A 24,450-nucleotide genomic window follows, 5' to 3' on the forward strand; every position below is an offset into this window, starting at 1 on the left:
TTTTGCCTTGCCTAACCTGCGTTTCAAACAATTTCGTACACAGCCTAAGGCAGTATCGCTCTCGTGGAATTTTGTCGAGAGGAATCATGTGGTTACAGTTGTTGTAAGCGATCTTTCCACACTCCCCGCGTTTATTCTGTAATCGCTCTTCTAAACAATAGTGAATGACCTGCCATCTGTTTGAGAGTTTCAGTTTGAGGCTGTATGGGAACTATCAGGGATAACAACTAGCCGGCCTCTTTGGCTCTCCCCTGAATCCCGGGGCAACTACGCCAATTGTCGCACAGCAACTGCGTAATATATGGGAGCTGCTTTTGCACTCTCTTGGGGCGGGATGCCGCATTTTGAGCCATGGTGACTTGAATCGATCAGTGATGCGAAGGGAGCGGCCTTCTTGTGTCCCTGGTTGGCTGTCCAAGGCAATGCGGGAAGATAGCGGGGGTTATTCGTGGCGAGGCTGCGAAGCGTCTCTGTGCAGCCATTTCCTACTTTTTGTATCAGCTTTAGACACATTCGGGCATCTTTCGTTAGTGTCTGAGTGCCAGTATTTATGCGGTGCAGGAGTAGTGAATTTTTTCCAGTGCTATTGCAGGGTATTTCAATAACCTTATCCTGGTCAAGGACTTAATAGTGTAAGAAAAGGGCGTTAGACTTCTTCGGAAATTGTGCTTTAATCGAGTGCTTTCATGCCGCTGGCATATGAGTCTCCCTGTGTTGCAATACTTGTGGGCGTCAGTTTGTTTTTCATGGCTTGGAGCCTTGGGCAGCAAGAAACGGAAGAAAAGCACCTATGGATGCACTATTTGTAACACCTGATTCTTCGGCAAAGGCCTATCAGGGGCTGGCAAGCGTATATTCCGCGATAGAGCCGCCGACGTGGTCGTTGCTGCTGGCCGAGTCCTGTCGCAGCAAGGGCTTCGAGGTCGGTATCCTGGACTGCGATGCCGAGAAGCTGAGCCTTGAACAGGCGGTTCTGCGTGTCGAGTCCCACCGGCCGAGGCTGGTGGTGTTTGTCGTCTACGGACAGAACCCCAACTCCGGCACGACCAGCATGATTGGCGCCCTCGAACTGGCCGCCGCGCTCAAGGAACAGTCGCCCCTGTTCAAGATCTGCTTCGTCGGCTCGCACATCAGCGCCTTGCCCAGAGAGGTTCTGTCACATTCCTGTGTCGATCTGGTGCTGCTCAACGAAGGCGTCTATGCCCTGCATTCGCTATTGGCGAGCAATCTGGGCGATGACCTGTCTTCGATCCGGGGAATCGGTTACAAGCAACGTGGTCCGGCGAACTTCCCCATGCCGGTGCTCAATCCGCCCGAGCGATTGGTTCCCCAGGAGCGCATGGACATCGACATGCCAGGGTATGCCTGGGACCTGTTGCCCTACAAGGAACGTCCCCTGGACCTCTACCGGGCGCATTTCTGGCACGCCGGTTTCGACCATGCCCAGCGTACGCCTTTCGCGGCGATCTATACGTCGCTGGGCTGCAACTTCGGTTGCAACTTCTGCATGATCAACATCGTCAACCGGACGGACAACTCGGAGTCCGCCGATGCCGCCAGCTTCCGTGGCATGCGCTTCTGGAGCCCGGCCTGGGTGATGCGCGAGATGGAAAAGCTGGCCAGGCTTGGCGTGCACACGTTGCGTATCAGCGACGAGATGTTCTTCCTCAACCGCAAATTCTACGAGCCGGTCCTGCGCCAGGTGATCGAACGCGAGTTCGATTTCAACATGTGGACCTACTCGCGCGTGGACACGGTACGTCGTGACGCCCTGGAGCTGTTCAAGCAGGCAGGGGTCAACTGGTTGGCGCTGGGGGTCGAGGCGGGCAACCAGATGGTTCGCCAGGAGGTGTCCAAGGGCTCCTTCAAGGAAGTCAACATTCGTGACGTCTGCGACGTGATCCGGCAGACCGACATCAATGTGATCAGCAATTTCATTTTCGGCTTTCCGGACGATACGTTGGAGACGATGCAGGAAACCCTGGATCTGGCCATCGAGTTGAACTGCGAAATGGCCAACATGTATCCCTGCCAGGCATTGCCGGGCAGCCCGATGAACCGGATCGCACGAGAGGAAGGCTGGAAGCTGCCCTCGAGTTATGAAGGGTATGCGTTTCTGTCCTATGAATGCGAGCCCTTGCCCACCAAGCACCTGTCGGCGGCACAGGTACTGAAGTTCAGGGATGAGGCCTGGCAGCGTTATTTCACCAATCCGACCTACCTGAATCTTGTCGAGCAGAAATTCGGGCCCACGCAGCGCCTGAATATCGAAGACATGACTCGGATCAAGTTGCGGCGGAAACTGCTGGGGGACTAGCCTGTGATCATAACGCGTACACCCTATCGTATTTCGTTCTTCGGCGGTGGCACCGATTATCCAGGCTGGTTTCGTGAGCAAGGGGGCTCGGTCATCTCCACCTCCATCGACAAGTATTGCTACATCAGCTGTCGTCACCTGCCACCGTTCTTCGACCACAAGTACCGGATCGTCTACTCGACGATCGAAAACGTGATGGAGCCGGAAGAAATCAAGCACCCCGCAGTACGTGCCGTATTGCGGCACATGGAGTGCGACCGTGGCCTGGAGATACACCATGATGGCGACCTGCCGGCGCGTTCCGGGCTAGGTTCAAGCTCATCGTTCACCGTGGGCCTGCTGCATGCGTTGAAGGCGCTCGATGGGAAACAGGTGTGCCAGGACTCCCTGGCGAAACTGGCCATTCATGTCGAGCAGGATGTCATCAAGGAAAGTGTCGGCTCGCAGGATCAGATCGCAGCAGCCTATGGTGGTTTCAATCGCATCGATTTTCTGCGTGATGGCAACTTCAAGGTATCTCCTGTCATCCTGCCCGAGTCGCGGCTGCGCCACCTGCAAAATCACCTCATGCTGTTCTTCACCGGATTTTCCCGGATTGCTGCGGAAATCGCACAATCGAAAATCCAGAACATATCCGTACGTCATAGCGAACTGACGCAAATCATGCAGATGGTCGACGAGTCCTTGTCGATCCTTCAGTCCAACAGTTCGCTGGACGAGTTCGGTGAGCTGCTGCATGAGGGCTGGAAGCTGAAGAAGGGCCTGTCTGACCGGGTCAGCAACCCCGACCTGGATGCGATCTATGAAGCCGCCCGATCAGCCGGCGCGACCGGTGGGAAGTTGCTGGGTGCGGGTGGGGGCGGTTTCATGCTGTTTTTTGTCAAGCCAGAGCTGCAGTGGCGGGTTCGCGAACGCTTGAAGGCTCTGATTCATGTGCCTTTCCAGTTCGAGAGTTCCGGTAGCCGGGTCGTTCTTTATCAGCCTAACGGACTTTAAGCATGTCACAGCGTCTCTCAAGGCACTCGCGAATCTACATCGCGGGGCACCGTGGAATGATTGGCTCGGCATTTGTCCGGCATTTCACCGCAGCCGGTTTCACCGATCTGCTCCTGCGTGGGCACGACCAGTTGGAACTCACCGACAAGTCGGCAGTCGATGCGTTTTTCGCCGAGCAGCGTCCCGAGATCGTCATTCTCGCGGCGGGCAAGGTGGGAGGTATTGTCGATAACGTCAATTATCCGGCCGACTTCATTACCCGTAACCTGGAAATCCAGGCCAATGTCATCCAGAGCGCCCACCGCCATGGTGTGCGGCGACTCGTGTTCTTCGGCTCGTCCTGCATGTACCCGCGTGAGTGTCCGCAGCCCATGGCTGAGGACGCGCTGTTGAGTGGAAAGCCGGAAATGACCAGCATCGCCTATGCGATGGCCAAGCTGGCCGGGGTTCATATGTGCCTGGCGTACAACCGGCAGTATGGCGAGCAGCGTTTCATTCCCGTGATTCCGAACAGCGTATACGGCGAGAACGACAACTTCGATCCCCAGTCCGGGCATGTGCTTTCGGCGTTGATCAGCCGCTTTCATGCCGCTCACAAGGCGCAGCAACCGCTGACCACGTTGTGGGGTACCGGCACGCCGCGGCGCGAATTCCTGTGTGCCGATGACCTGGCCGCCGCCTGTCATGTGTTGCTGGAAGCGGATCTTTCGACCGTCGAGCTGCCGATCAATATCGGCTCGGGGCATGACCTGTCCATCCGGGAGTTGGCCCAGCTGATCGCGACTGTCGTCGGCTACCGCGGCGAGATCGCCTGGGACACCCAGCGACCGGATGGCACTCTGCGCAAGTTGCTGGACAGCTCGCGCATCCTTGAACTGGGTTGGCAGCCGTCGATCTCCCTGGAGGCGGGCATCCGCCGAACCTATGCATCTTTTCTGGAGAGCAGCCATGCATGAACCTGAACCCGTGCTCGCCACTTACCTGGAAGAGAAGGCGCATTGGGTCTGGCGGGAGACCTTGAAGATCCACCGGCATACGCCGGAGACCCGGGTCGCCTCGTCGTTATCGCCCATCGAGATTTTCGTGGTGCTCTACTACGGTGGCTTCCTGCGGCAGAATCCGGCCGATCCCCTCTGGCCAGGGCGTGACCGTTGCATCATCAGCAAGGGCCATGGTTCGTTGTGCATGTACCCGATTCTTGCCGACCTCGGCTATTTCCCCGCCGATGAGCTGGAGCGTGTGTGCCAGGAGGGCAGTTTCCTCGGCGGAATACCCGACCCGGTGATTCCCGGCTATGAAACGGTCAATGGTTCTTTGGGGCACGGCGTCGGTGTCGGTGCCGGCATGGCCCTGGGCCTGAAACGGCGTGGCCGTGACCAGCAGGTCCATGTGGTCACCGGCGATGGTGAATTGCATGAGGGCTCGAACTGGGAGGCCTTCATGTTTGCTGCGCAGCATCAGCTGGATAACCTCACGGTGATTGTCGACAACAACCAGATCAGCATGCTCGGCCCCACCGACAGCATCGTTTCCCATCGTGACCTGCATGCCAAGTTCACCGCATTCGGCTGGAAGGTTCAGGTCGTGGAGGATGGCCATTCTCCGCAGGCCATTGCCGCTGCGCTGAGTGCCAGCCGAGCCTCCGGCGAGCCGCAACCCCGGGCGATCATCGTCAATACCCGCAAGGGGCATCGGGTGCCGGGCCTGGAAAACGCGCCGTTGTCGCACATCACCCCGATTGCGCCGCAGTTGATTGATGAGTTGCTGGGAGTCGAATCATGAGTGACACGCTGCAGTCGATAAAGCCACGGGCGATGCGTGACACGTTGCTGGCGTCCATCGTCGAGGCCATGGAGGCCGATGACGACATTTTCTTTGCCACCGCCGACTTCGGTTCGCCGGTGCTCGACCAGATCCGCGAGCGTTATCCACAACGGTTCGTCAATGTCGGGATCGCCGAGCAGAACCTGATCAATGTCTCGGCGGGGCTGGCTCTCGAAGGGTTCAAGGTGTTCGCGTATGCGATTGCACCCTTCATCACCATGCGCTGCTTCGAGCAGATTCGCGTGAACCTGGCGCTGCTTTCCACCGTGCGGCCCATGAACGTGAACCTGATCGGGGTGGGGGCCGGCTACAGCTATGTGGTCTCCGGTCCGACTCATCAGTGTTACGAGGACCTCACACTGATGCGCAGTCTGCCGAACATGCAGGTGCTTTCGCCGGCCGACCAGGTGACGTCGGCCGCACTGGCCTCCCGCTGCCTGGAGCGTCCGGGGATCAAGTACCTGCGTCTGGATGCCCAGGTCCTGCCGGTGGTCTACACACAGGGCGCGCCGGATCTCGCACGTGGTTTCCAGGTTCATGGTGACGGTGACGCGCTTTGCCTGGTCTCCACCGGATACATGACACAGACCGCTCTCAAGGCCGCCGAACGCCTGGCGAGCGATGGGCTGCGCGTCACCGTGGTCGACCTGTTCGACCTCAGCGGTTTTGATGAGCAGGCGCTGATTACCCTGTTCGCCAGATTTCGTGGTGTCGTTTCACTGGAAGAGGGGTTCGAGGGGCGTGGTGGCCTGGACGCCCTGCTCTTCAATCTGCTGGCTCGGCGCCTGCCCGAAACTCGCCTGTTCAACGTGGGCGTGGCTCCCCAGTACCGGTTCGAGCTGGGTGAGCGGACCGCGCTGCACGAGCAGGTCGGTATCGGGGTCGATGCAGTGACCCACAAGGTCCGCGATTTTCACGCTTCACTCTCTCTTTGATTCCATGCCCAGTAGCAAGACGGAGCAATCTTCGATCATGAAATACCCCTTGATGCGCAACAACATCCTGCGTGAAGACCTGGATGCGGTCATCGAACATCTGCGACAGGATGATCCCAAGCTCACCCATGGCGAGCATGTGAAAGCCTTCGAGGCGGAGTGGTCGCAGTGGCTTGGGGTCAAGTACAGTGTTTTCGTCAACTCGGGGGCCTCGTCGAACCTGTTGACCATGGCCTTGCTGAAATTGCGCTATCCACAGGGCGGCGAGGTGATCGTGCCATCCCTGACCTGGGTATCGGATATCGCCAGCGTCCTGCAGAACGGTTTTACCCCGGTTTTCACCGATATCGATCCGCGTACCCTGTCCATGGACCCCAGGCAGATCCTCGACAAGCTGAGCGAGCATACCCGGGCGGTGTTCCTGACCCATGTCCAGGGCTTCGATGGCATCGATGACGAGGTGCTGGCGGAACTGGATCGCCGGGGTATTCCGCTGATCGAGGACGTGTGCGAGTCGCACGGTGCCGAACACGCCGGACGGCGCTTGGGCAGCATCGGCTGGGTGTCGAACTTCTCTTTCTACTATGCCCACCACATGAGCACTATCGAGGGCGGGATGATCTGCACCAATGACCCGCTCGTCTATCAGCAGGCCCGCATGCTGCGTTCCCATGGCATGGTGCGCGAGGCCAATGATCCGCAGACCCAGGCCGAGTACCGGGCTGCCAACCCCGAGCTCAATCCCGACTTCATCTTCGCGTTTCCCGCCTTCAACACCCGTAACACCGAGATCGGCGGAATTCTCGGGCGCAAGCAACTCAAGCGCCTGTCGGCCAACGTCGAGCGCCGCACGCAGAACCTGCATCGCTTCCTCAGCCAGATCGATCCGCGCAAGTACCGTACCGATTTCAAGTTGGAAGGTTCGAGCAACTACGCGTTCAACCTGGTCCTGCGCGAGCCCGATGACGAGTTGGTCGAGCGGCTCATGGTCCACATGCGCGAGGGCGGTATCGAGTTTCGCCGTGGCAGTGCCGGTGGCGGTAACCAGCTGCGCCAGCCATACCTGAAAGGGATCGTGCCGGACGGCTACTATCGCGAGTTCCCCGAGACCGAACACATCCATTTCTACGGCTTCTACATCGGCAACTTCCCGGATCTGCGTGATGAGGAAATCGATGAGTTGTGCCGCTATCTCAATGATGTCTAAGCCATGACGGTCCGTACCGCGATTATCCTCGCCGGGGGACTGGGTACCCGGCTGCGCAGCGTCGTCTCCAGCGTTCCCAAACCGATGGCACCGATCAATGGCCGGCCGTTTCTGGAGTACCTGCTCGATTACTGGATCGAGCAGGGCATCTCGCGCTTCATTCTGTCGGTGGGGTACCAGTGCACGGTCATCACCGAGCACTTTGGCGGGCGCTATCGTTCTGCCGAAGTAGAGTATGCGATCGAGCACGAGCGCCTGGGGACCGGCGGTGGCCTGTTGTTGGCGGCGGCGATGCTCAAGGATGAAGACGCGTTCGTGCTGCTCAACGGCGATACGTTCTTTGCCGTCGAGCTCGCGGCACTCGACCGTTTTGCCCGCAAGGCCGGTTCGGACTGGGCGCTGTCGCTGTTCCGGGCCGAGGAGGCGAACCGCTACATGGGCCTGGAACTGACCGATGAGCAGCGAATTCTCTCGCTGGCATCGCAGCGCGGGTTGCCGGGTTGTCTCGCCAACGGTGGCGTCTACTGGGTACGCCGGGACAGCCTGGCCAGTTCGCCGTTCGTGGCCGGCAACAGCGTGTCGCTGGAGGATGAGCTCTTGCCGACATTGTTGGCGCGCGGGGCCTGCCTGTCCGGGTTCGCCGCCGAGGGTTCGTTCATCGATATCGGCATTCCCCATGATTACCAGCGTGCCGGGCAGGTGCTGAACACGTCGGAGCTGCGCGGTTGATGCTCCCGGGGATGATGGCCGCCCAGGGTTGCCACGGCATTTACATTTCTTACTCACTCGAAAAAGGAAGCAGACGATGAGTCTCAATATTCTCGTGACCGGCGGAGCCGGCTATCTGGGGTCCACGCTGGTGCCCGCGCTGTTGGCGGCTGGGCACAAGGTCACGGTACTGGATAACTTTCTGTTCAAGCAGGCCAGCCTGAACCATGTATGCCACGACCCCAACTTCACGGTGGTGAGGGGCGATATTCGACTGGAGAGCGTCATGGCCCCCCTGTTGAGCAAGGCCGATGTGGTCATCCCCCTGGCCGCTCTGGTGGGGGCGCCGATCTGCAATGCGGACCCGGTGGGAGCCTCGAGTATCAACCACGACGCGATCAAGTTGATGCTGCGCCTGATGTCGCCGCAACAGCTCGTGCTCATGCCGACCACCAACAGCGCGTATGGCACCGGCGATGCCGACAACTTCTGCAACGAGGACTCCCCGTTGCGGCCGATTTCCCAGTACGCCAAGGAAAAGGTCGAGGTCGAAAAGCACCTGATGCAACGTGAGAACGCCATCAGCTTCCGCCTGGCAACCGTCTTCGGCATGTCGCCACGCATGCGCACGGACCTTCTGGTCAACGACTTCACCTATCGTGCGGTGTATGACCGATTCGTCGTGTTGTTCGAGAGTTCGTTCAAGCGTAACTACATCCATGTGCGGGATGTCGCGCGAGTCTTTCTGCATGGCCTGGAGAACTTCTCGTCGATGAAGGGCGAGGTCTATAACGTCGGCCTGTCGGACGCGAACATCTCCAAGCGCGAGCTGTGCGAGCGGATTCAGGCACATATTCCTGATTTCGTGTTTCTCGAAGCGCCCGTCGGCAAGGATCAGGACCAGCGCAACTACGTGGTTTCCAATGCCAAGGTGGAGGCAACCGGCTTTTGTCCCATCATGTCGCTGGATGACGGCATCCGTGACCTGATCAAGGGCTTCACCATGATCAAGAACTCTGTCTACGGTAACGTCTGACCCTGTCGCTCTCCCTGGTTGAATGAAAGGATCGTCATTTGCTCAAGAACCCTTCGCGGCAACACCTGGTACGCAATGTGATTCGCCATCGTTCCATGATCCAGGCGCTGGCGGTCCGCGATCTGCAGAACCGTTATGCGGGAACCCTGGGCGGGATGGTGTGGACCTTCATGCATCCGCTCGCTGTCGTGGTGGTGTTCTATTTCGTCTTCGCGGTGGGCTTTCGTGCCCAGGGGCCGGTAGGGACTCCCTTCGTCCTCTGGTTCGTCTGTGGTCTGGTGCCGTGGTTCTTCTTCAGTGAAGCGCTGCAGGCCATTACCCACTCGATCACCCGTAACGATCACCTGGTGAAGAAGACCGTCTTTCCGACGGAGGTCCTGCCGGTGGTCCACCTGGTGTCCGGGCTGGTCCCCCATGGGGTGTTCCTGCTGGTGTTGGCGGGCATGATGCTGTTCTATGACGTGACGTTCCTTTGGCAGCGCCTGCTGTTCGTCTACTTCCTGCTCTGCATGAGTGTCCTGCTGTTGGGGCTGGGCTGGTTGCTGGCGGCCTTGCAGGTGTTCTATCGGGATATCGGCCAGGCGCTGACGATCCTGCTCAATCTGTGGTTCTGGAGTACCCCGATCGTCTGGTCGCTGGAGATCATGCCTCCCGCCATCCGCGAGTGGGCGGTCTATAACCCGATCTACTACATCATCCAGGGCTATCGTGGGCTGTTGATCTTTCCAACGGTATCCTGGCCGCCGATGAGCCAGACACTGGTTTTCTGGGGTGTGAGCCTCAGCCTGTTTTTCCTTGGCTCAGCCATTTTTCGCCGGCTGAAGCCGGAATTCGCGGATGTTCTCTAAACGCCATGCCGAACGATATCGCCCTCTCCGTGACGGATGTCTCGAAGAAATTCAGGTTGTTCGCTTCACCCCGCGAGCGTCTTGTCGAGGCGCTGCATCCGTTGCGCAAGCAGTATCATCGGGAGTTCTGGGCACTGCGCGGGGTTTCCTTCGACGTGATGAAGGGGGAGATCATCGGCGTGCTCGGGCGCAACGGCTCGGGCAAGTCGACGCTGTTGCAGATCATTTGCGAGGTGATGCAGGCGACCACCGGCAGTGTCCAGGTCAATGGCAAGATCTCTGCCCTGCTGGAGCTGGGGGCGGGGTTCAACCCGGAGTTCAGTGGACGCGAGAACGTGATTCTCAATGGCGCCATCATGGGGTTTTCCCGGAGCGAGATGATCGCAAGGATGCCCGCCATCGAGGCTTTCGCCGAGATTGGCGAACACTTCGACCAGCCGGTGAAAACCTACTCGTCCGGGATGTTCGTCAGGGTCGCCTTTGCGGCGGCGATTCATGTCGAGCCGGAGATTCTGGTGGTTGACGAGGCCCTGAGTGTCGGCGATGCGAAGTTTCAGCATCGCTGTTTCCAGCGCATTCGCGAGTTTGTCGAGCAAGGCAAGACCATTCTGTTCGTGTCCCACAGTGTCGACACGATGCTGCGCTTGTGCAGGCGCGGGCTGGTGATCGACCACGGGAACCTGTGTTACGACGGTCCGATTGCGAGTGCGGTGAACGTGTACCAGAACCTGTTGTTCGGGACACAGGCAGTAGAACCGCCGACTGCCGGTGAGCAGGAATCGTCCCATGCCGAGCAGGCCCGGCTGCTGGGCAGCGGGCGTGCGGATGTCGTCGCTGGCCGGCCTTTCTACAACGACCATGAGACGCGTCTGGGCAGTGGCCAGGTGCAGGTCATCGATATCGAGATTCTCGCCGATGGGCGTTGCGATCCGCCCCGGATTCCGGCGAATCAGCCTGTGCAATTGCTGGTCAAGTTGCTGTTCCATGAAGCGCTGGAAGGGGTTTCGGTCGGCTTTGGCATCGTTTCGCTCGACGGTACCTATGTTTTTGGAACCAACCTGCACATGCAGGGTGCGCCGTTGCTGTCGGCGGGTGCCGGTGAGTGCCTGGTGATCAGGTTCGATTGGCAGGCCCGCCTGGTCGGCGGCGAGTATTTCCTGAATGTCGGCTGCTCGCAGATCACCGCCGAGTCCGACCGTTTCCTGGACGTGCGGCGTTCGGTGAGCCGGCTCACCTTTGCCGACACACCGGGCATTACCGGTTTTGTCGATTTGCAGGTCAAGCACGAAGTCTTGTCGTCGTCCGGCATGGAGGAGGCCCACTCATGAGTTTGAAGCGACCTCTTGTTCTCGGTTATCCGAGAAGCGGTTTCACATTGTTGCTCAGTGTCATCGCGGAAATACGCCGCGTGACCGGGCTCAGCGATCCCGCACCGGGTGGCGCGTTCCTCCAGGCATTCTGTCAAACGGTGGGGGAGCAGGTCGCGCTGCGCATACAGGACGTTTTCGAGCGGCGGGGATTGGCCCAGGCGCTGATCTACAACAACAACTTCAGGTACCTGCCAGGAGGGCCGAAGTGGGTGAAGGGCGATGCCCCGCGGACCGCCTGTTTTCGCAAGTACATCGGCGTCAGGGGGGCGGGGGATTTCACCCTCATCACTTCGCACCCGGTGGAGATCCTGTCCGTCTATGGAACGGCCCACTCCCATGTGGGGCCGGATATCTGGCCGACCCACCCGGCCTTCAGCGAGCACCAGCGCTTTGCATCCATGCGGCACCCTGCCGGAACTGTGTCGTCGGCCTGCTTTTCGTTCAATGCCCTGGCCAGCGAGTACATTCAGCGCTTCATTCCCCCTGAACAGGATAACGACGAGCTGCGCCAGCGCATCGCCCTGTACAAACTCTCCGACCTGAATTTCTTCGAAGCCCTGGCTGGCCCGCTGCAAGCCTATCTGCGGGTTTTCGAGGACTACGCCAGCGCGTATCACATCATGCGCTGGGAGGATCTCATCCAGGCGCCGGTGCCGACCATCCTGGGGCTGGCCGAAGCCCAAGGGGTTTTCCTGGATGCGCAGCAGGCGGCCGAGATCTGGCAACGTATCGACCATGTCAACCTGACCGGTGCGCATCGGCACAACCTGCGGCGAGGGCAGGGAATCGTCGGTGGTTGGCGGAACTGGCTGACCAATACCCACCTGGATATCCTGCGTGACCACGGTCTGGAGCGCATGGGGCAACGTTACGGCTACGGCGTTTTCGAGGCGCTCGACGAGGGTGCCTACACACCGTTCCAGCGCGAGCTGGCAGGGTTGCTGGAGCGGCGCGAGATCTTTCGTGACTATGGCGACGAGGACCTGTTCGGCTTTGCGTTCAACAAGTCGAACCTGGATCTCGAGCGTTTTGCATTCAAGCGTTATGCGTGGAAAAGACATACCCAGATCGAGCGCTCGACCTGTTCGGACGATGAGCTGGTGGCGCAGGTCTCCGCTTGTGCCGAGGAGACTTGCGAGGTCATCAACGCCGCGCTGGCCTGCTGGCTCGACAACGGCCTGCCGCAGGCCGGTGTCAGCGAGCGGGTGGAACGGGTGATCCGTGCGCTCGAGCCGCTGCATCTCGAGACGCAGGTGCTCGATGGCTATCGTGAGCAACTGTTGGCGGCGGGAGACGCTCAGTGCGCGGCCGGGCCCTCGGCCGCCGCGGGCACGCCGGTGTTGCTCGAAAGTTTCGGAACCACAAACATCGTCGCCTATGCCGGTCGCTACTACGGTGTACCGCAGGCATTGGGCGCACTGGATTTCAGCAGCGATATCGGGCATTTGCCGGGTATCCAGGTCGACGAGCGACTGGCGGACCTGCTTGTACGGATTAGACATTCATGAACAACCTGCAATTTTGCGCGCCGCGGCTTGATGCGTTCCTGGAGCTGCTGGAACCGTCATGGTCGAACCAGGACCTGGTCGTCCGGCTGATCGGAGACAATACCCTGGCCCGGGACCTGGCGGAGGCCGCGCAGGCCCGAGGGGTCGGGCTGTTGCGCGAGTTGCCCCGGGAGGATGAGGTAGCCGCTGGTGCGCAGTGGATCATCTTCACGGAAGAGGACGGTGCGCGCCTGGCAGACCAATTGCTGGCCTGTGTCGGTTTGAGCGACGTTTCACTGCTGGCCCCGATCACCGATCATCATTTCAGCCGCCGGCCGCTGTTCCTGGTTTCCATTCCCAAGTCGGGGACTCACCTGCTCTATGAGCTGGCACGGGCCCTGGGTTATCAGGAAGGCGTGGTGCTGCCGGAGTTTCCCAAGCCGCAAACCTGGTACTGCGTCGAATACAGCAACTCGCATACGGTAGCGGCCGATTTCTTTGTCGACAGCGTGCGGCGTTCCAGTTTCGGAAATCGCCATCATGCGTTCCTGTCTTCGCCGGCATTGTTCATGTACCGCCACCCGCTGGATATCCTGGTGTCCGAGGCCAACTACTATGAGCGTGAAGGCAAGACCACCTTTGCGGGCTGGCTGAGTGGTCTCGATGTGGCTGGGCGGATCAGCCGCCTGCTGGACGACAACTGGCTGCTGGGTTCCTTGCGGCAGCGCATTGGCGGTTTCCTGCCCTGGCTGGACTTTCCCAATGTCGCTTCGCTGTCCTTCGAGGAACTGATTGGTGCGGCCGGTGGCGGGCGGGAGGTGGATCAACTGCGCCTGATCTGGTCCATCCTGCTCAAGCTCCAGGCTCCGGGCTCGCCGGTGGCCATTGCCGCGAAGCTGTTCAACCGTGACTCCGCCACATTCCGTTCGGGGCAGATCGGTGGCTTCCGGCAGGCAATGGCCGCGGTGGATATCGCCCGTTTCGTCGAGCATAACCAGGACTTGCTGAGCACCCTGGGATACCCCCTCGACGGCAGCATCGATTTGCCGGCCAACCGGCGCGTGCGCCAGGCTTCGCCACTGCGTTATGCGACCGAGACATTCGATGAGACACCCATCCTGCTGGAGGGCGATTTTTTCAGCTGCAATCTGGTGCGTTTCAGGAGGCGCCTGTACGCACTGCCTCTGCAGGTCGGGGCTGTTGACCTGCGTGCCTGCTCCGAAGCGCAACTGGCAGCCTTGCCTTCGGCATCGTCGATCGGCGAACTCAAGGCCCTGCTGCTGCTGGGGAGGAGTGCGGTCGAGGAGCGCCAGGTCGTCCTCCAGGAGGTATCCCGTCTCCTGGTTGGGCGCTCTGCCGAACCGGAGGAGGGGCCTTCGCTGGTGACGACATATAACGGCTTCAATGTGTTCAGGATCCAGCAACGTTTCATAGGGCTACGCCAGGCGGCCGGTCCCATGGATCTTTCCGGCAGCTTGCAAACCCTGCTCAAGCGTTATCCGACCAGCGACCTGCTGATCGCCAGAACACTGGATGAACTGGCCGAGCATATCGATGGCTTGTCCATGGTGATGCGTGGGTATGACACCCGGAATGAGGGCGAATCTGACCTGGACGGACAATTACAGGATGCCAATCGCGAACTGGCGTACCAGTTGGAGCGGGCCAACGCACGTATAGACAGCATGGAACAGATGTTGCTCCACTTGAGCCAACCCTGGTGGCAGCGCCTGTGGAGTCGGATCACCAGCAAGCCAGGAGGGCAATCATGAATCAATTGGCAGTGGCCGTTCCCTGGAATCAGAGCCACTACATTCCCTGGCGTGGGTGCCACCCGTTGTATCGGGCGCTGTTCGAGTCGATGCCTGAGGGAGTGAGCATCAACGCCTGGGATAACGTTGCCTTGCGGCATCTGCTGGAGCGATCCGAGCCTTTGCGTCAGCGGCTGCTGGCGGCGCTGGCGAGTCAGTCCGGCAATCAGTGGCCGGAACCCTGCTCGAGTTGTTTCGGACCTGAAAGCCGCCTGCTGACGCAGGCGTTGCCGGGCGCTATCGAATTCTTTCACTCCATTGCGTTTCCCAGCCTGAGCCGGCCCTTTGTGCTGCATTGCGAGTCCTTGCGTGGCCTGTTTGCACCGTGGACAACAGCGCAAGCCAGCATCGGCGAGCAGTTGCCGCGCATTCGCGAGCATTACCGTGCATTGCTGGGAGGCCCCTGGTGTCTGGGGGTTTTCTCGGCACAGGCGGATACCCTCGTGGCGTTGAACGATTTCCTTGGGTTGCCGCAGTTGCAGTCCCGGTTGTTCACGTCCCGCCTCGGTTTACCGGTCTCCGCGGTTCAGGCTCGTGGGCGGCTTCCCGATAAGCCGTCGCTTGCCCGTCCACGGTTCCTGTTCGTATCGGTCCCGGACCATGAGAGCGACTTTTTCAGCTGTGGTGGGCATCGTGTCCTGCGCTTCTGGAAGGCATTCTGCGCCGCTGGCCACAATGGCCTGCTCAGCATGGCCTGTGAGCGCCCTGACGCCCAGGCCCTGGTCGCCGCAGGCGTGGACCTGGCCTTTGTCGAGCAGCAGACCGGTCGCAGCATTCTGTGGGCCAGCCCTGCCCAGGCCGATGTCGAAGCCTTGATGGCGGGGTCGCATGTGCTGCTGCAACCGGCCGATGTGTTGTGTCCGTTCGAGATTCTCCAGGCCATGAGCCTGGGCTGCGTGCCCGTGGTTTCGGCGCTTCGCGGGGTTGGCACGTACTTGCAGGATGGCCAGGGCGGTCTGATCGTCGGTACCGAGCCCGAGATAACCGATCCCTGGCTGCTTCCGGTGCGCCAGGAGCATGAGCAAGCCTTGCTTGTCGATGAATTGCTGGCGCGTATTCCTGGCTTGCTGCAGCCGCAGACTTACCTGGCGTTGCAGGAGCAGGGCCATCGGAGAGCGGTGACGGAGTTCTCCGGGCAGGCGTTTGCCGGGACGTTCTGGGCACAGGTCCGTCAGCTTCACGTGGACAGTTCCACGCCTGCTCCCTCAGCGAACGGCCCGGGTGTGCCGCTCGTGGACGGGGGGCTGCTGGACATGACCGGTTTACGGCGGGCGTTCAGCCAGGATGCCCGCCCGCGGATGCGGATCAATACCGGAGAGCGCAGTGTCTGGTCCGTGGGTGGCTGTTTCGTGCTCGTGGAGGGCAACTCTTCCCTGCATGCCCACGATTGCTCGGTATTGGCTCAATACACCCGCACTCAGGCGCGGCCCGCGATATGGGCCAACAGCCTGCTCGAACTGGCGGGAGCCTATCTGCCGCAGGAAGGAAGGGTGGATCAGCCCGAACCGTCGGCGCTGGTGAAACTGTTGTCGAGATGGCTGATGCCTTTCCCCTGGCTGCACAGCCAATGCTCGCAATGGCTGCGTCGCTATCGTCGTGCGCGGCAGCCGCAAGCGAGCCGCACCCCGAGCCCGCCAGTGGGGGCGGCAGAGCAGCCACACCTGGTCGTGGAAGGTTTCCATGGCTACAACATCATCCGCTATGGAAAGCGTTTTTACGCCATCCTGCAAAGCGATGGGGCATTCGAGCCCAAGCATCTGGAGACTTCGCACTCCGGCCGCTACCACAGTGACGTGGATTTGCAGGCTGTCGAGCAACTGGTCATTGCGAGCCTGGCGGGCGGCGTGGACAACGACACGCTTGCGAATCAATCGTCCGTGGCGCACAGGAGGTGAACATGACGCTATCTCATGCAAGGCCAGCGGTTCATCTCTGGGTCTATAACCATTCGTTCTACGGTATCAGCGACCAGGTCGATTTCCTGGTGATGGCGCTGCAGCAGCAGGGTTACCCGGTCAGTGTGGGCAAGCGTCCGAGCGACAGTCGCTTGAATATCGTCATCGAAAACTTCTCCGAGAGCACCCGGGACACGCTCATCGATTTCTGCGAGTCCCGTGGCAAGCGGGTGGCGGTCATCATGACCGAGCACCTCGACTTCGTGGACGACCAGATACTGATCCACGGCGACCCGCTCTGGAACAACAACGACTACATGCACCCGGCGGTGCAGGTGGCGCGCATCCAGCACCTGTTCGAGTGCCTGCCTCATATCTGCGCGTTCCTGATGCTGGGAGACTTGCCGGAATTGATCAACATGGACAAGTTGCTGCCCGGCGTCCCCGTGCGGGCCATCGGTTTCCCCTCGCTGCCGAAAGTCGCTCCCGATCCCGGCGACTCTGCGCAAAGCGATCTGTTGTTCACGGGGGCCGTCACCGAATACCGCGGGCGCATGCTCGACAGATTGCGTGGTGAGGGTTTCTCGATCGCGTGCCCGGAGCGTTTCGTTTCCCGTGGGCAACGCGATGCCCTGAACCGTTCGGCACGGCTGGTGCTCAATATCCCCCAGCGCCTGGATTGGCGCTGGTTGTCGCTGATGCGCATCATTGCCGCCCTCCGGGTGGGGAAGGTGACCGTTTCGCTGGGCACGGCCGACACCTCGCAGATCGCCGCCTGCTGCCCTCAGATCAACCTGGAATACACCGATTGGCTCGACGTATTGCGTGGCCATGTCGAAGGCAAGGATGCCCTGTATGTGCGCATGCATGCGGAGTATGAAGCCATGGCGGCAAGGTTCATGCTGAAACACCCGTTTCCGCATGATCTTTTCGATTACTGGCAAATGATCGATCGCGTGCCTTATTCCGGAAATGGAGGTGAAAGATGGACGCAGAGTTATCCACAATGAGGCGTACCGTCATGCCTGCCAGCGCTAGGTCCTGCGTACCCGACACACAGGAGCAGGAGCCGCTGATTTCCCTGCTGCTGCCGACTCGTGGACGCCCGGAACTGGTCGAACGTTTTTTCGCCAGCGTGGTTGCCACGGCAGAATGCCTGTCCGCCGTGGAGGTGATCCTGTATGTGGACGACGATGACCCCGGTAGCCATGACCTGCATTGCGACGCGGTGCATACGGTGCGGCTCATCGGGCCCAACCAGTCCATGGGGGCCTATAACACCGCCTGCCTGCGCGCCTCGCGGGGGCAGATCATCGTGTTGGTCAACGATGACATGGTCATGCGTACGCCCGGTTGGGACCGCGAGCTCAGGGCCCTGGATCGGCGTTTCGCCGACCGGGTGTATCTCGGCTACTGCAACGACCTGCTGAAGAAGGGCGGCCTGGCCACGTTCCCCATCCTGTCACGCAGCACCTGCGAATTGCTGGTCGACCCTTACCCGGCCGCCTATGCCGGCGCGTTCATCGATTTCCATCTGTTCGACATCTTCAAGCGTATCCAGCATGAGGGGTTCGATCGCATCGTCTATCTGGACGACGTGGTCTTCGAGCATCTGCATTATCGGACGGGCAAGGCTGACTTCGACGAAACCTACAGCAAGCGTGGGCGTTTCAAGGATGACCCCATTTTCATCACCCTGGGTGACAATCGTCGTGATGCCGCCAGGCGTGTCGTCCGGGCGTTGCGCGGCGAGTCCGTGGGCGAGGCGGTACTCAGTGGCGCCTCGGGTGATGGGCCGGCGAAGGAGCGGGGTGCCTTGTTCTTTTACTTCAGGCGGATCTTTCTTGACCGGCAGCTACCCTTGCGTTGGCGCACCTATCTGTGGATCTGGTTCACCCTGCGCCACTCGGCAGCCCATGGCCTGTTGAAACCCTTTGTCAAAGGGTGAGTCTTTGGAATCCGCCACGAACAGGTGCTGTGTACACCTGTCGTTTTCAACGCTGGAGAAGCAACTGATGAGCAGTGATGAAACCAGGCACCTGCCCGAGCCGGTGGAGCGCGATCTGCACTGGCAGTCGATCGAGATCGACAAGAGCGCACATGCCGCCCTCATGGGGCAGAAACCCGTTGTCCTGTGGTTTACCGGGCTGTCGGCCGCCGGCAAGACCACTATCGCCAATCTGGTGGAAAAGCGTCTTCACGCGTTGGGGCGCCACAGTTATCTGCTCGATGGCGACAACGTACGGCAGGGGCTGAATGCCGACCTGGGGTTCAGTGATGAGGACCGTGCGGAGAATATCCGCCGTGTTGCGCATGTCGCGAAGCTGATGGTGGATGCCGGGTTGATCACCCTGGTGTCGTTCATCTCGCCTTTTCGGGCCGAGCGGGCGATGGCACGGGGCTTGTTCGAGGAGCACGAGTTCTACGAGATATTCATCGACACACCGTTGGCGGTCGCCGAAGAGCGCGATCCCAAGGGGCTGTACAAGAAGGCGCGCAGTGGCCAGCTCAAGAACTTCACCGGCATCGACTCGGTCTACGAGGTCCCGCAAGCCCCGGACATTCATATTGAAACGGTGCGCATGAGCGCCCAGCAAGCCGCTACTCATGTGGTGGATCATCTGATCCGCCAGGGATGCCTTGCTTCCAGCCACGCTGTTGCCTAGCTGTTGTCTCATACGCCGAATACGAAAACGCCGCGATCAACGCGGCGTTTTCGTTCTGCATGACGTGTGGCGGGTCCCACGTATCGGAGAAGGTCTGATATCAGCTCAAATCGATTGATCCAGGTTGTAGTCATTTTTTCCCAATATATGGGATGTAAATTTATATATTGAGATTATTGGCATCTCGGGTTTATAGTCGCCTCCATCAGCTCCACGCCCTCACTGTCCAAAAACAACTTTCAGGTGAAGCGATGCAGGCGCAATTGATCGCGCTCGATTGGGGGACGACCTCACTTCGGGCCTACAAACTCGCCGTGGGCGGCCAGGTGCTCGAACAGCGTTCGCTGTCGTCGGGTATCATGCAGTTGCCCAGTGTGCCGCGGATGATCGCCGGCCAACGGTGCGCCGATGGTTTTGAACTGGCTTTCGACGAGGCCTGTGGCGACTGGCTCGATGCCCAACCCGGGCTGGCGGTGATCGCCTGCGGCATGGTCGGCAGCGCCCAGGGCTGGTCCGAGGCTACCTATCGCGACACTCCGGCGAATGTCGCCAGCCTGGGCACCGCTCTCAACACCGTGCGCAGCCTGCGTGGCGTCGATGTGCATATCGTGCCCGGCGTTATCGAGCGTTCCCGCCTGCCGAACGTGATGCGCGGCGAAGAGACACAGGTCCTCGGCGCGCTGCAAGGCCTGCCGGCGGACGCTGGCGGCCCTCTGCTGATCGGCTTGCCGGGCAGCCATTCGAAATGGGTCGAGGTGGCTGACGGCTGCATCGTCCATTTCGACACCTTCATGACCGGCGAGCTGTTCGCCGTACTCAGTGAACACAGCATCCTGGGGCGTACTCAGCAGCGCGGTGCGCCCTTCGACAGCGAGGCGTTCGATCGCGGCGTCCGGGTGGCGCTCTCCTGCGAGGGTGAAAACGGCCCTCTCTCGACGTTGTTCAGCGCACGCACGCTGGGGCTGACGGGCGAACTGAGCCCGGCCGGACAGACCGACTACCTGTCGGGCCTGTTGATTGGTCATGAGCTTGTCGCCCTTGCCAATGCCCAGCGCCGTCGACGCGACAGCGCCGACCTGCCGTCGATCATGCTGATCGGCAATGCCCAACTTTGTGCCCGCTACAGCCGGGCGCTCGAGCGTTGCGGTTTTGCCCGGGCAAGCCTGGCCGAACACGCCACCGAGCGTGGTCTGTGGCACCTGGCCGAAGCCGCCGGGCTGCTGGGCCGGACGCCTGCGTTCAATTAGACAAGAGGTCTGACATGCTCAAGCAAGCACTGGCGAAAAACGGCCTGATCGCAATTCTTCGCGGTCTGCGTCCGCAAGAGGCGGCGGCCATCGGCGAGGTGTTGTACCAGGCCGGTTTCCGTGTCATCGAGGTGCCGCTCAACTCTCCCGAACCGTACGAAAGTATCCGCATTCTGCGCAGCCTGTTGCCCGCCGATTGCCTGATCGGTGCCGGCACGGTGCTGACCCCGGAACAGGTCGGGCAGGTGAAGGCCGCAGGGGGGCAGGTGATCGTCATGCCCCACAGTGATCCCCGGGTCCTGCGGGCGGCCAGGACGGCAGGGCTGTACCTGTCGCCAGGTGTCGCCACGCCGACCGAGGCCTTCGCCGCGCTGGCCGAAGGCGCCGATGTGCTGAAGATGTTCCCCGCCGAGCAGATGGGCCCGGCAGTGGTCAAGGCCTGGCTGGCGGTGCTGCCGGCGGGAACGTTGCTGATCCCGGTCGGCGGAATCACTCCGGACAACATGCCAGCGTTCGTCGAGGCGGGCGTCAGTGGTTTCGGCCTGGGCTCCGGGCTGTTCAAGCCGGGGCTGAGTGCCGACGAAACGGCGCTGCGGGCCAAGGCTTACGTGCAGGCCTGGAACGCATTGCGTTAAGACTTCCCGGCGCCGTGTGCGCTGCATCCCGACAAGAGAGACGACACGATGAAAATCACCAAGCTGACGACCTTTATCGTTCCGCCACGCTGGCTGTTCCTCAAGGTCGAAACCGATGAGGGCGTGACCGGTTGGGGCGAGCCGGTGGTCGAAGGCCGGGCCCACACGGTCGCGGCGGCGGTCGATGAGTTGTCGGATTACCTGGTCGGCAAGGACCCGCGCAATATCGAGGACATCTGGACCGTGCTCTATCGCGGCGGCTTCTATCGTGGCGGCGCCGTGCACATGAGCGCCCTGGCCGGGATCGACCAGGCGCTGTGGGACATCAAGGGCAAGGCCCTGGGGGTGTCGGTCAGCGATCTGCTGGGTGGTCAGGTGCGCGAGCGTATCCGCGTGTACTCGTGGATCGGCGGCGACCGTCCGGCCGACACCGCCCGGGCTGCCAGGGAAGCCGTCGGCCGGGGGTTCACCGCGGTGAAGATGAATGGCACCGAAGAGCTGCAATTCGTCGACAGTTTCGAAAAGGTCGACCTGGCCCTGGCCAACGTCGCCGCCGTGCGCGACGCGGTGGGGCCGAACGTCGGCATCGGCGTGGACTTCCATGGCCGGGTGCACAAGCCAATGGCCAAGGTGTTGATGAAGGAACTCGACGCCTACAAGCTGATGTTCATCGAGGAGCCGGTGCTCAGCGAAAACTACGAGGCCCTGAAGGAGCTGGCACCGCTGACCAGCACGCCGATCGCGCTGGGGGAGCGTCTGTTTTCGCGCTGGGATTTCAAGCGGGTGCTCAGCGAAGGTTACGTCGACATCATCCAGCCGGATGCCTCCCATGCCGGCGGCATCACCGAAACCCGCAAGATCGCCAACATGGCCGAAGCCTATGACGTGGCGCTGGCGTTGCATTGTCCGTTGGGCCCGATTGCCCTGGCGGCCTGCCTGCAACTGGATGCGGCTTGCTACAACGCCTTCATCCAGGAGCAGAGCCTGGGCATCCATTACAACGAAAGCAATGACCTGCTGGATTACGTCAGGGACCCTCGGGTGTTCGACTATGACCAGGGGTTCGTGAAGATCCCGAATGGCCCGGGGCTGGGCATCGAGATCAACGAGGCCTACGTGACGGAACGCGCCGCCATCGGTCATCGCTGGCGCAACCCGATCTGGCGCCATGCCGACGGCAGTTTTGCCGAGTGGTGATGGCGGGCTGATCCATCAGGGAGGGGCCGTGAGCGGACCCCGACATCGTTGTGAATGAACGCCCTCAATAACCATAAGAAGAGGCACACCCATGCAACCGGAAGTCCTGACCGGGCAGGCGTCGTTGCTGACGCCGAGCCGCAAGCGCTTTTTCATCATGGTCCTGCTGTTCATCACCGTGGTGATCAACTACCTGGACCGCAGCAACCTGTCGATCGCCGCCCCCGCGTTGACCAGTGAACTGGGGATCGACCCGATTCATGTCGGGCTGATTTTCTCGGCGTTCGGCTGGACCTACGCGGCGATGCAGATCCCCGGTGGCTGGCTGGTGGACCGGGTGCCACCACGCCTGCTCTACAGTCTGGCGCTGTTGTTGTGGTCGGCGGCCACGCTGCTGCTCGGTTTCGCCGCCAGCTTCATCGCGCTGTTCGTCCTGCGCATGGCCGTGGGGGCGCTGGAAGCTCCCGCCTATCCGATCAACAGCCGTGTGGTGACCACCTGGTTTCCCGAGCGCGAGCGCGCGACCGCCATCGGTTTCTACACCTCCGGGCAGTTCGTCGGGCTGGCCTTTCTGACGCCGCTGCTGGCCTGGCTGCAGCATCGATACGGTTGGCACATGGTGTTCATCAGCACTGGTGTGGTGGGCATTCTCTGGGCGTTCGTCTGGTACGCGGTGTATCGCGAGCCGCGGGAGTTCAAGGGGGTCAACCCGGCGGAAATCGACCTGATCCGCGAGGGCGGCGGGCTGGTGGATATCCAGGCCGAGACCGCCCGGCGCAAGGCGCCGTTCAGCTGGACCGACCTGGGTATCGTGTTGAGCCAGCGCAAGTTGTGGGGCATCTACCTCGGGCAGTTCTGCCTCAATTCGACGTTGTGGTTTTTCCTGACCTGGTTTCCGACCTATCTGGTGAAATACCGCGGCATGGATTTCATCAAGTCCGGCCTGCTGGCCTCGGTGCCGTTTCTCGCGGCTTTCGTCGGCGTGCTGTGCTCGGGGCTGTTCTCCGACTGGCTGATCCGCCGTGGCGCGACGCTCGGTCTGGCCCGCAAGTTGCCGATCATCGGCGGCCTGCTGATTTCCACCGTGATCATCGGGGCCAACTTCGTCGAATCGACACCCTGGGTGATCGCCTGCCTGGCGCTGGCGTTTTTCGGCAACGGGATGGCCTCGATCAGTTGGTCGCTGGTCTCGACCCTGGCGCCGGCGCGCCTGTTGGGGCTGACGGGCGGAGTATTCAACTGCATCGGCAACCTGGCGGCGATCGCCACGCCGATCGTGATCGGCTTTCTCGTCAGCGGCGACTCCTTCGCCCCCGGGATCACCTACATCGCCGCGCTGGCATTGATCGGCGCGCTGTCCTATGTGGTGCTGGTGGGCAAGGTGGCGCGGATCGAACTCTAGGCAAGGGCAAGAGCGGGCGACCATAATGCCGCCCGTTCTCTCGCTCATTGTTGAAGGCCGGATATGCAGGAAGACGCCGCGAAAAACGCCAAGGACGCCGCACCGACGGGGACCCAGACGCTGCTGCGCGGTCTTGCGGTGGTCCAGGCCGTGGCCAGTGGGGCCCGCGATCTCAAGGAGATTGCCCGGCTGATCGGCACCACCCGCAGCACCACCCATCGCCTGGCCAGTTGCCTGGTGGAGGAGCGCTATCTGCGGGTCGTGCCGCAAATCGGTTACCTGCTCGGCCCCAGGCTGATCGAGCTGGGGTTCCAGGCGCGCGAGGCCGTACCGCTGGTGACCCTGGCCGGGCCGTACCTGGATGAGTTGTCGGCGCTGACCGGCGATACCATCCACCTGGCGATCCGTGAAGACGATGACGTGCTGTACCTGCACAAGAATCCCGGCCGTAATGGCCCGGAAATGCGTTCGCGGGTCGGGCACCGCATGCCGTTGGCGCGCACCGGGATCGGCAAGGCGTTGCTGCTCGATGACTCGCCAGAAGAGTGGCAGCGCCTGTATCGGATCAGTTTGCCGGTGGGCGGCAGGACCCCGTCATGGCCGTTGCAGCCGGTCTCATCCTGGGAGCAGTTCGAGCAGCGCATGCTGGAATACGTGGCGGGGGGCTACGCCTTCGATCTGGAGGACAACGAGCCGTCGATCCGCTGTGTCGCGGCGCCGATACGCGATGCCAGCCAGCAGATCGTCGCCGGGATCAGCATCGCCAGTACCGTGCCCTATATGCCGTTGGAGAAAATGGCCGAGCTGGTGCCGTTGATCAAACAGGTCGCCGCCCGGCTCTCCGCGGAGTTGGGGGCGAGGGCCTGAGT

At 61.0% G+C, this 24,450-nt stretch carries 21 protein-coding genes; all 21 read left to right on the plus strand.

The genetic code is table 11. The features are described from left to right. Positions 1-790 precede the first annotated feature (790 nt). The 21 genes from PF66_RS17035 to PF66_RS17135 all read left to right on the plus strand — a co-directional run bounded on the left by PF66_RS17035 (position 791) and on the right by PF66_RS17135 (position 24,448). The gene (locus PF66_RS17035; RefSeq protein ID WP_054060608.1) at positions 791-2,317 is read left to right on the plus strand and encodes a B12-binding domain-containing radical SAM protein; all 1,527 of its coding nucleotides are present in this window, start codon (positions 791-793) and stop codon (positions 2,315-2,317) included. Positions 2,318-2,320: 3 nt separating this feature from the next. Then, on the plus strand, positions 2,321-3,313 hold the full coding sequence (locus PF66_RS17040) for a kinase (protein ID WP_054060609.1): 993 nt from the start codon (positions 2,321-2,323) through the stop codon (positions 3,311-3,313). Between the two features lie 2 nt (positions 3,314-3,315). Beyond that, a complete protein-coding gene (locus PF66_RS17045; RefSeq protein WP_054060610.1) occupies positions 3,316-4,269 on the plus strand; it encodes a GDP-L-fucose synthase family protein in 954 nt (317 codons plus the stop codon). Then, a complete protein-coding gene (locus PF66_RS17050) occupies positions 4,262-5,095 on the plus strand; it encodes a transketolase (protein ID WP_054063353.1) in 834 nt (277 codons plus the stop codon). The genes PF66_RS17045 and PF66_RS17050 overlap by 8 nt, the downstream gene beginning before the upstream one ends. Beyond that, a complete protein-coding gene (locus PF66_RS17055) occupies positions 5,092-6,072 on the plus strand; it encodes a transketolase family protein (protein ID WP_054060612.1) in 981 nt (326 codons plus the stop codon). Before PF66_RS17050 ends, PF66_RS17055 begins: the two co-directional genes overlap by 4 nt. A gap of 37 nt (positions 6,073-6,109) precedes the next feature. Then, positions 6,110-7,279: a DegT/DnrJ/EryC1/StrS family aminotransferase gene (locus PF66_RS17060; RefSeq protein WP_204375752.1), complete on the plus strand. Its 1,170-nt coding sequence runs from the start codon at positions 6,110-6,112 to the stop codon at positions 7,277-7,279. A gap of 3 nt (positions 7,280-7,282) precedes the next feature. Beyond that, complete coding sequence (locus PF66_RS17065; RefSeq protein ID WP_054060614.1) at positions 7,283-8,008, plus strand: sugar phosphate nucleotidyltransferase; 726 nt, start codon at positions 7,283-7,285, stop codon at positions 8,006-8,008. Positions 8,009-8,084: 76 nt separating this feature from the next. Then, positions 8,085-9,023: an NAD-dependent epimerase/dehydratase family protein gene (locus tag PF66_RS17070; RefSeq protein ID WP_054060615.1), complete on the plus strand. Its 939-nt coding sequence runs from the start codon at positions 8,085-8,087 to the stop codon at positions 9,021-9,023. A gap of 38 nt (positions 9,024-9,061) precedes the next feature. Then, positions 9,062-9,871: an ABC transporter permease gene (locus PF66_RS17075; RefSeq protein WP_054060616.1), complete on the plus strand. Its 810-nt coding sequence runs from the start codon at positions 9,062-9,064 to the stop codon at positions 9,869-9,871. 5 nt (positions 9,872-9,876) lie between these two features. Then, positions 9,877-11,199 carry an ABC transporter ATP-binding protein gene (locus PF66_RS17080; protein WP_054063354.1) on the plus strand — a complete coding sequence of 441 codons (1,323 nt, stop codon included), beginning with the start codon at positions 9,877-9,879 and terminating at the stop codon, positions 11,197-11,199. After that, positions 11,196-12,749, plus strand: a complete 1,554-nt coding sequence (locus tag PF66_RS17085; protein ID WP_152973044.1) for a hypothetical protein — start codon at positions 11,196-11,198, stop codon at positions 12,747-12,749. Before PF66_RS17080 ends, PF66_RS17085 begins: the two co-directional genes overlap by 4 nt. Beyond that, the gene (locus tag PF66_RS17090; RefSeq protein WP_054063355.1) at positions 12,746-14,500 is read left to right on the plus strand and encodes a hypothetical protein; all 1,755 of its coding nucleotides are present in this window, start codon (positions 12,746-12,748) and stop codon (positions 14,498-14,500) included. Before PF66_RS17085 ends, PF66_RS17090 begins: the two co-directional genes overlap by 4 nt. After that, complete coding sequence (locus tag PF66_RS17095; protein WP_054063356.1) at positions 14,497-16,434, plus strand: glycosyltransferase family 1 protein; 1,938 nt, start codon at positions 14,497-14,499, stop codon at positions 16,432-16,434. Before PF66_RS17090 ends, PF66_RS17095 begins: the two co-directional genes overlap by 4 nt. Positions 16,435-16,436: 2 nt before the next feature. Then, a complete protein-coding gene (locus PF66_RS17100) occupies positions 16,437-17,444 on the plus strand; it encodes a hypothetical protein (protein ID WP_054063357.1) in 1,008 nt (335 codons plus the stop codon). An 11-nt stretch (positions 17,445-17,455) separates the two neighbouring features. After that, positions 17,456-18,382 carry a glycosyltransferase family 2 protein gene (locus PF66_RS17105; protein WP_054063358.1) on the plus strand — a complete coding sequence of 309 codons (927 nt, stop codon included), beginning with the start codon at positions 17,456-17,458 and terminating at the stop codon, positions 18,380-18,382. A 67-nt stretch (positions 18,383-18,449) separates the two neighbouring features. Beyond that, positions 18,450-19,100: an adenylyl-sulfate kinase gene (gene cysC / locus PF66_RS17110; RefSeq protein WP_054060623.1), complete on the plus strand. Its 651-nt coding sequence runs from the start codon at positions 18,450-18,452 to the stop codon at positions 19,098-19,100. 251 nt (positions 19,101-19,351) lie between these two features. Beyond that, positions 19,352-20,347, plus strand: coding sequence for a 2-dehydro-3-deoxygalactonokinase (locus PF66_RS17115; RefSeq protein ID WP_054063359.1), 996 nt, complete (start codon positions 19,352-19,354; stop codon positions 20,345-20,347). Positions 20,348-20,361: 14 nt separating this feature from the next. Next, on the plus strand, positions 20,362-20,982 hold the full coding sequence (locus PF66_RS17120) for a 2-dehydro-3-deoxy-6-phosphogalactonate aldolase (RefSeq protein ID WP_054060625.1): 621 nt from the start codon (positions 20,362-20,364) through the stop codon (positions 20,980-20,982). Positions 20,983-21,030: 48 nt separating this feature from the next. Continuing rightward, a complete protein-coding gene (gene dgoD / locus PF66_RS17125) occupies positions 21,031-22,179 on the plus strand; it encodes a galactonate dehydratase (RefSeq protein WP_054060626.1) in 1,149 nt (382 codons plus the stop codon). 91 nt (positions 22,180-22,270) lie between these two features. Continuing rightward, positions 22,271-23,581: an MFS transporter gene (locus PF66_RS17130; RefSeq protein ID WP_054060627.1), complete on the plus strand. Its 1,311-nt coding sequence runs from the start codon at positions 22,271-22,273 to the stop codon at positions 23,579-23,581. A 63-nt stretch (positions 23,582-23,644) separates the two neighbouring features. Next, positions 23,645-24,448 (plus strand): IclR family transcriptional regulator, encoded by an 804-nt coding sequence (locus PF66_RS17135; protein ID WP_054060628.1) that lies wholly within the window; start codon positions 23,645-23,647, stop codon positions 24,446-24,448. The last annotated feature ends 2 nt before the right edge of the window (positions 24,449-24,450 follow it).

The organism is Pseudomonas asplenii (assembly GCF_001293465.1).
Lineage (GTDB): Bacteria > Pseudomonadota > Gammaproteobacteria > Pseudomonadales > Pseudomonadaceae > Aquipseudomonas > Aquipseudomonas fuscovaginae_B.

Bases quoted from the DNA above. Each gene is read 5' to 3' on its own strand.
- PF66_RS17035 (WP_054060608.1), top strand. From the start codon at position 791: ATGGATGCACTATTTGTAACACCTGATTCTTCGGCAAAGGCCTATCAG.
- PF66_RS17045 (WP_054060610.1), top strand. From the start codon at position 3,316: ATGTCACAGCGTCTCTCAAGGCACTCGCGAATCTACATCGCGGGGCAC.
- PF66_RS17050 (WP_054063353.1), top strand. From the start codon at position 4,262: ATGCATGAACCTGAACCCGTGCTCGCCACTTACCTGGAAGAGAAGGCG.
- PF66_RS17055 (WP_054060612.1), top strand. From the start codon at position 5,092: ATGAGTGACACGCTGCAGTCGATAAAGCCACGGGCGATGCGTGACACG.
- PF66_RS17060 (WP_204375752.1), top strand. From the start codon at position 6,110: ATGAAATACCCCTTGATGCGCAACAACATCCTGCGTGAAGACCTGGAT.
- PF66_RS17065 (WP_054060614.1), top strand. From the start codon at position 7,283: ATGACGGTCCGTACCGCGATTATCCTCGCCGGGGGACTGGGTACCCGG.
- PF66_RS17070 (WP_054060615.1), top strand. From the start codon at position 8,085: ATGAGTCTCAATATTCTCGTGACCGGCGGAGCCGGCTATCTGGGGTCC.
- PF66_RS17080 (WP_054063354.1), top strand. From the start codon at position 9,877: ATGCCGAACGATATCGCCCTCTCCGTGACGGATGTCTCGAAGAAATTC.
- PF66_RS17085 (WP_152973044.1), top strand. From the start codon at position 11,196: ATGAGTTTGAAGCGACCTCTTGTTCTCGGTTATCCGAGAAGCGGTTTC.
- PF66_RS17090 (WP_054063355.1), top strand. From the start codon at position 12,746: ATGAACAACCTGCAATTTTGCGCGCCGCGGCTTGATGCGTTCCTGGAG.
- PF66_RS17095 (WP_054063356.1), top strand. From the start codon at position 14,497: ATGAATCAATTGGCAGTGGCCGTTCCCTGGAATCAGAGCCACTACATT.
- PF66_RS17100 (WP_054063357.1), top strand. From the start codon at position 16,437: ATGACGCTATCTCATGCAAGGCCAGCGGTTCATCTCTGGGTCTATAAC.
- PF66_RS17105 (WP_054063358.1), top strand. From the start codon at position 17,456: ATGCCTGCCAGCGCTAGGTCCTGCGTACCCGACACACAGGAGCAGGAG.
- cysC (WP_054060623.1), top strand. From the start codon at position 18,450: ATGAGCAGTGATGAAACCAGGCACCTGCCCGAGCCGGTGGAGCGCGAT.
- PF66_RS17115 (WP_054063359.1), top strand. From the start codon at position 19,352: ATGCAGGCGCAATTGATCGCGCTCGATTGGGGGACGACCTCACTTCGG.
- PF66_RS17120 (WP_054060625.1), top strand. From the start codon at position 20,362: ATGCTCAAGCAAGCACTGGCGAAAAACGGCCTGATCGCAATTCTTCGC.
- dgoD (WP_054060626.1), top strand. From the start codon at position 21,031: ATGAAAATCACCAAGCTGACGACCTTTATCGTTCCGCCACGCTGGCTG.
- PF66_RS17130 (WP_054060627.1), top strand. From the start codon at position 22,271: ATGCAACCGGAAGTCCTGACCGGGCAGGCGTCGTTGCTGACGCCGAGC.
- PF66_RS17135 (WP_054060628.1), top strand. From the start codon at position 23,645: ATGCAGGAAGACGCCGCGAAAAACGCCAAGGACGCCGCACCGACGGGG.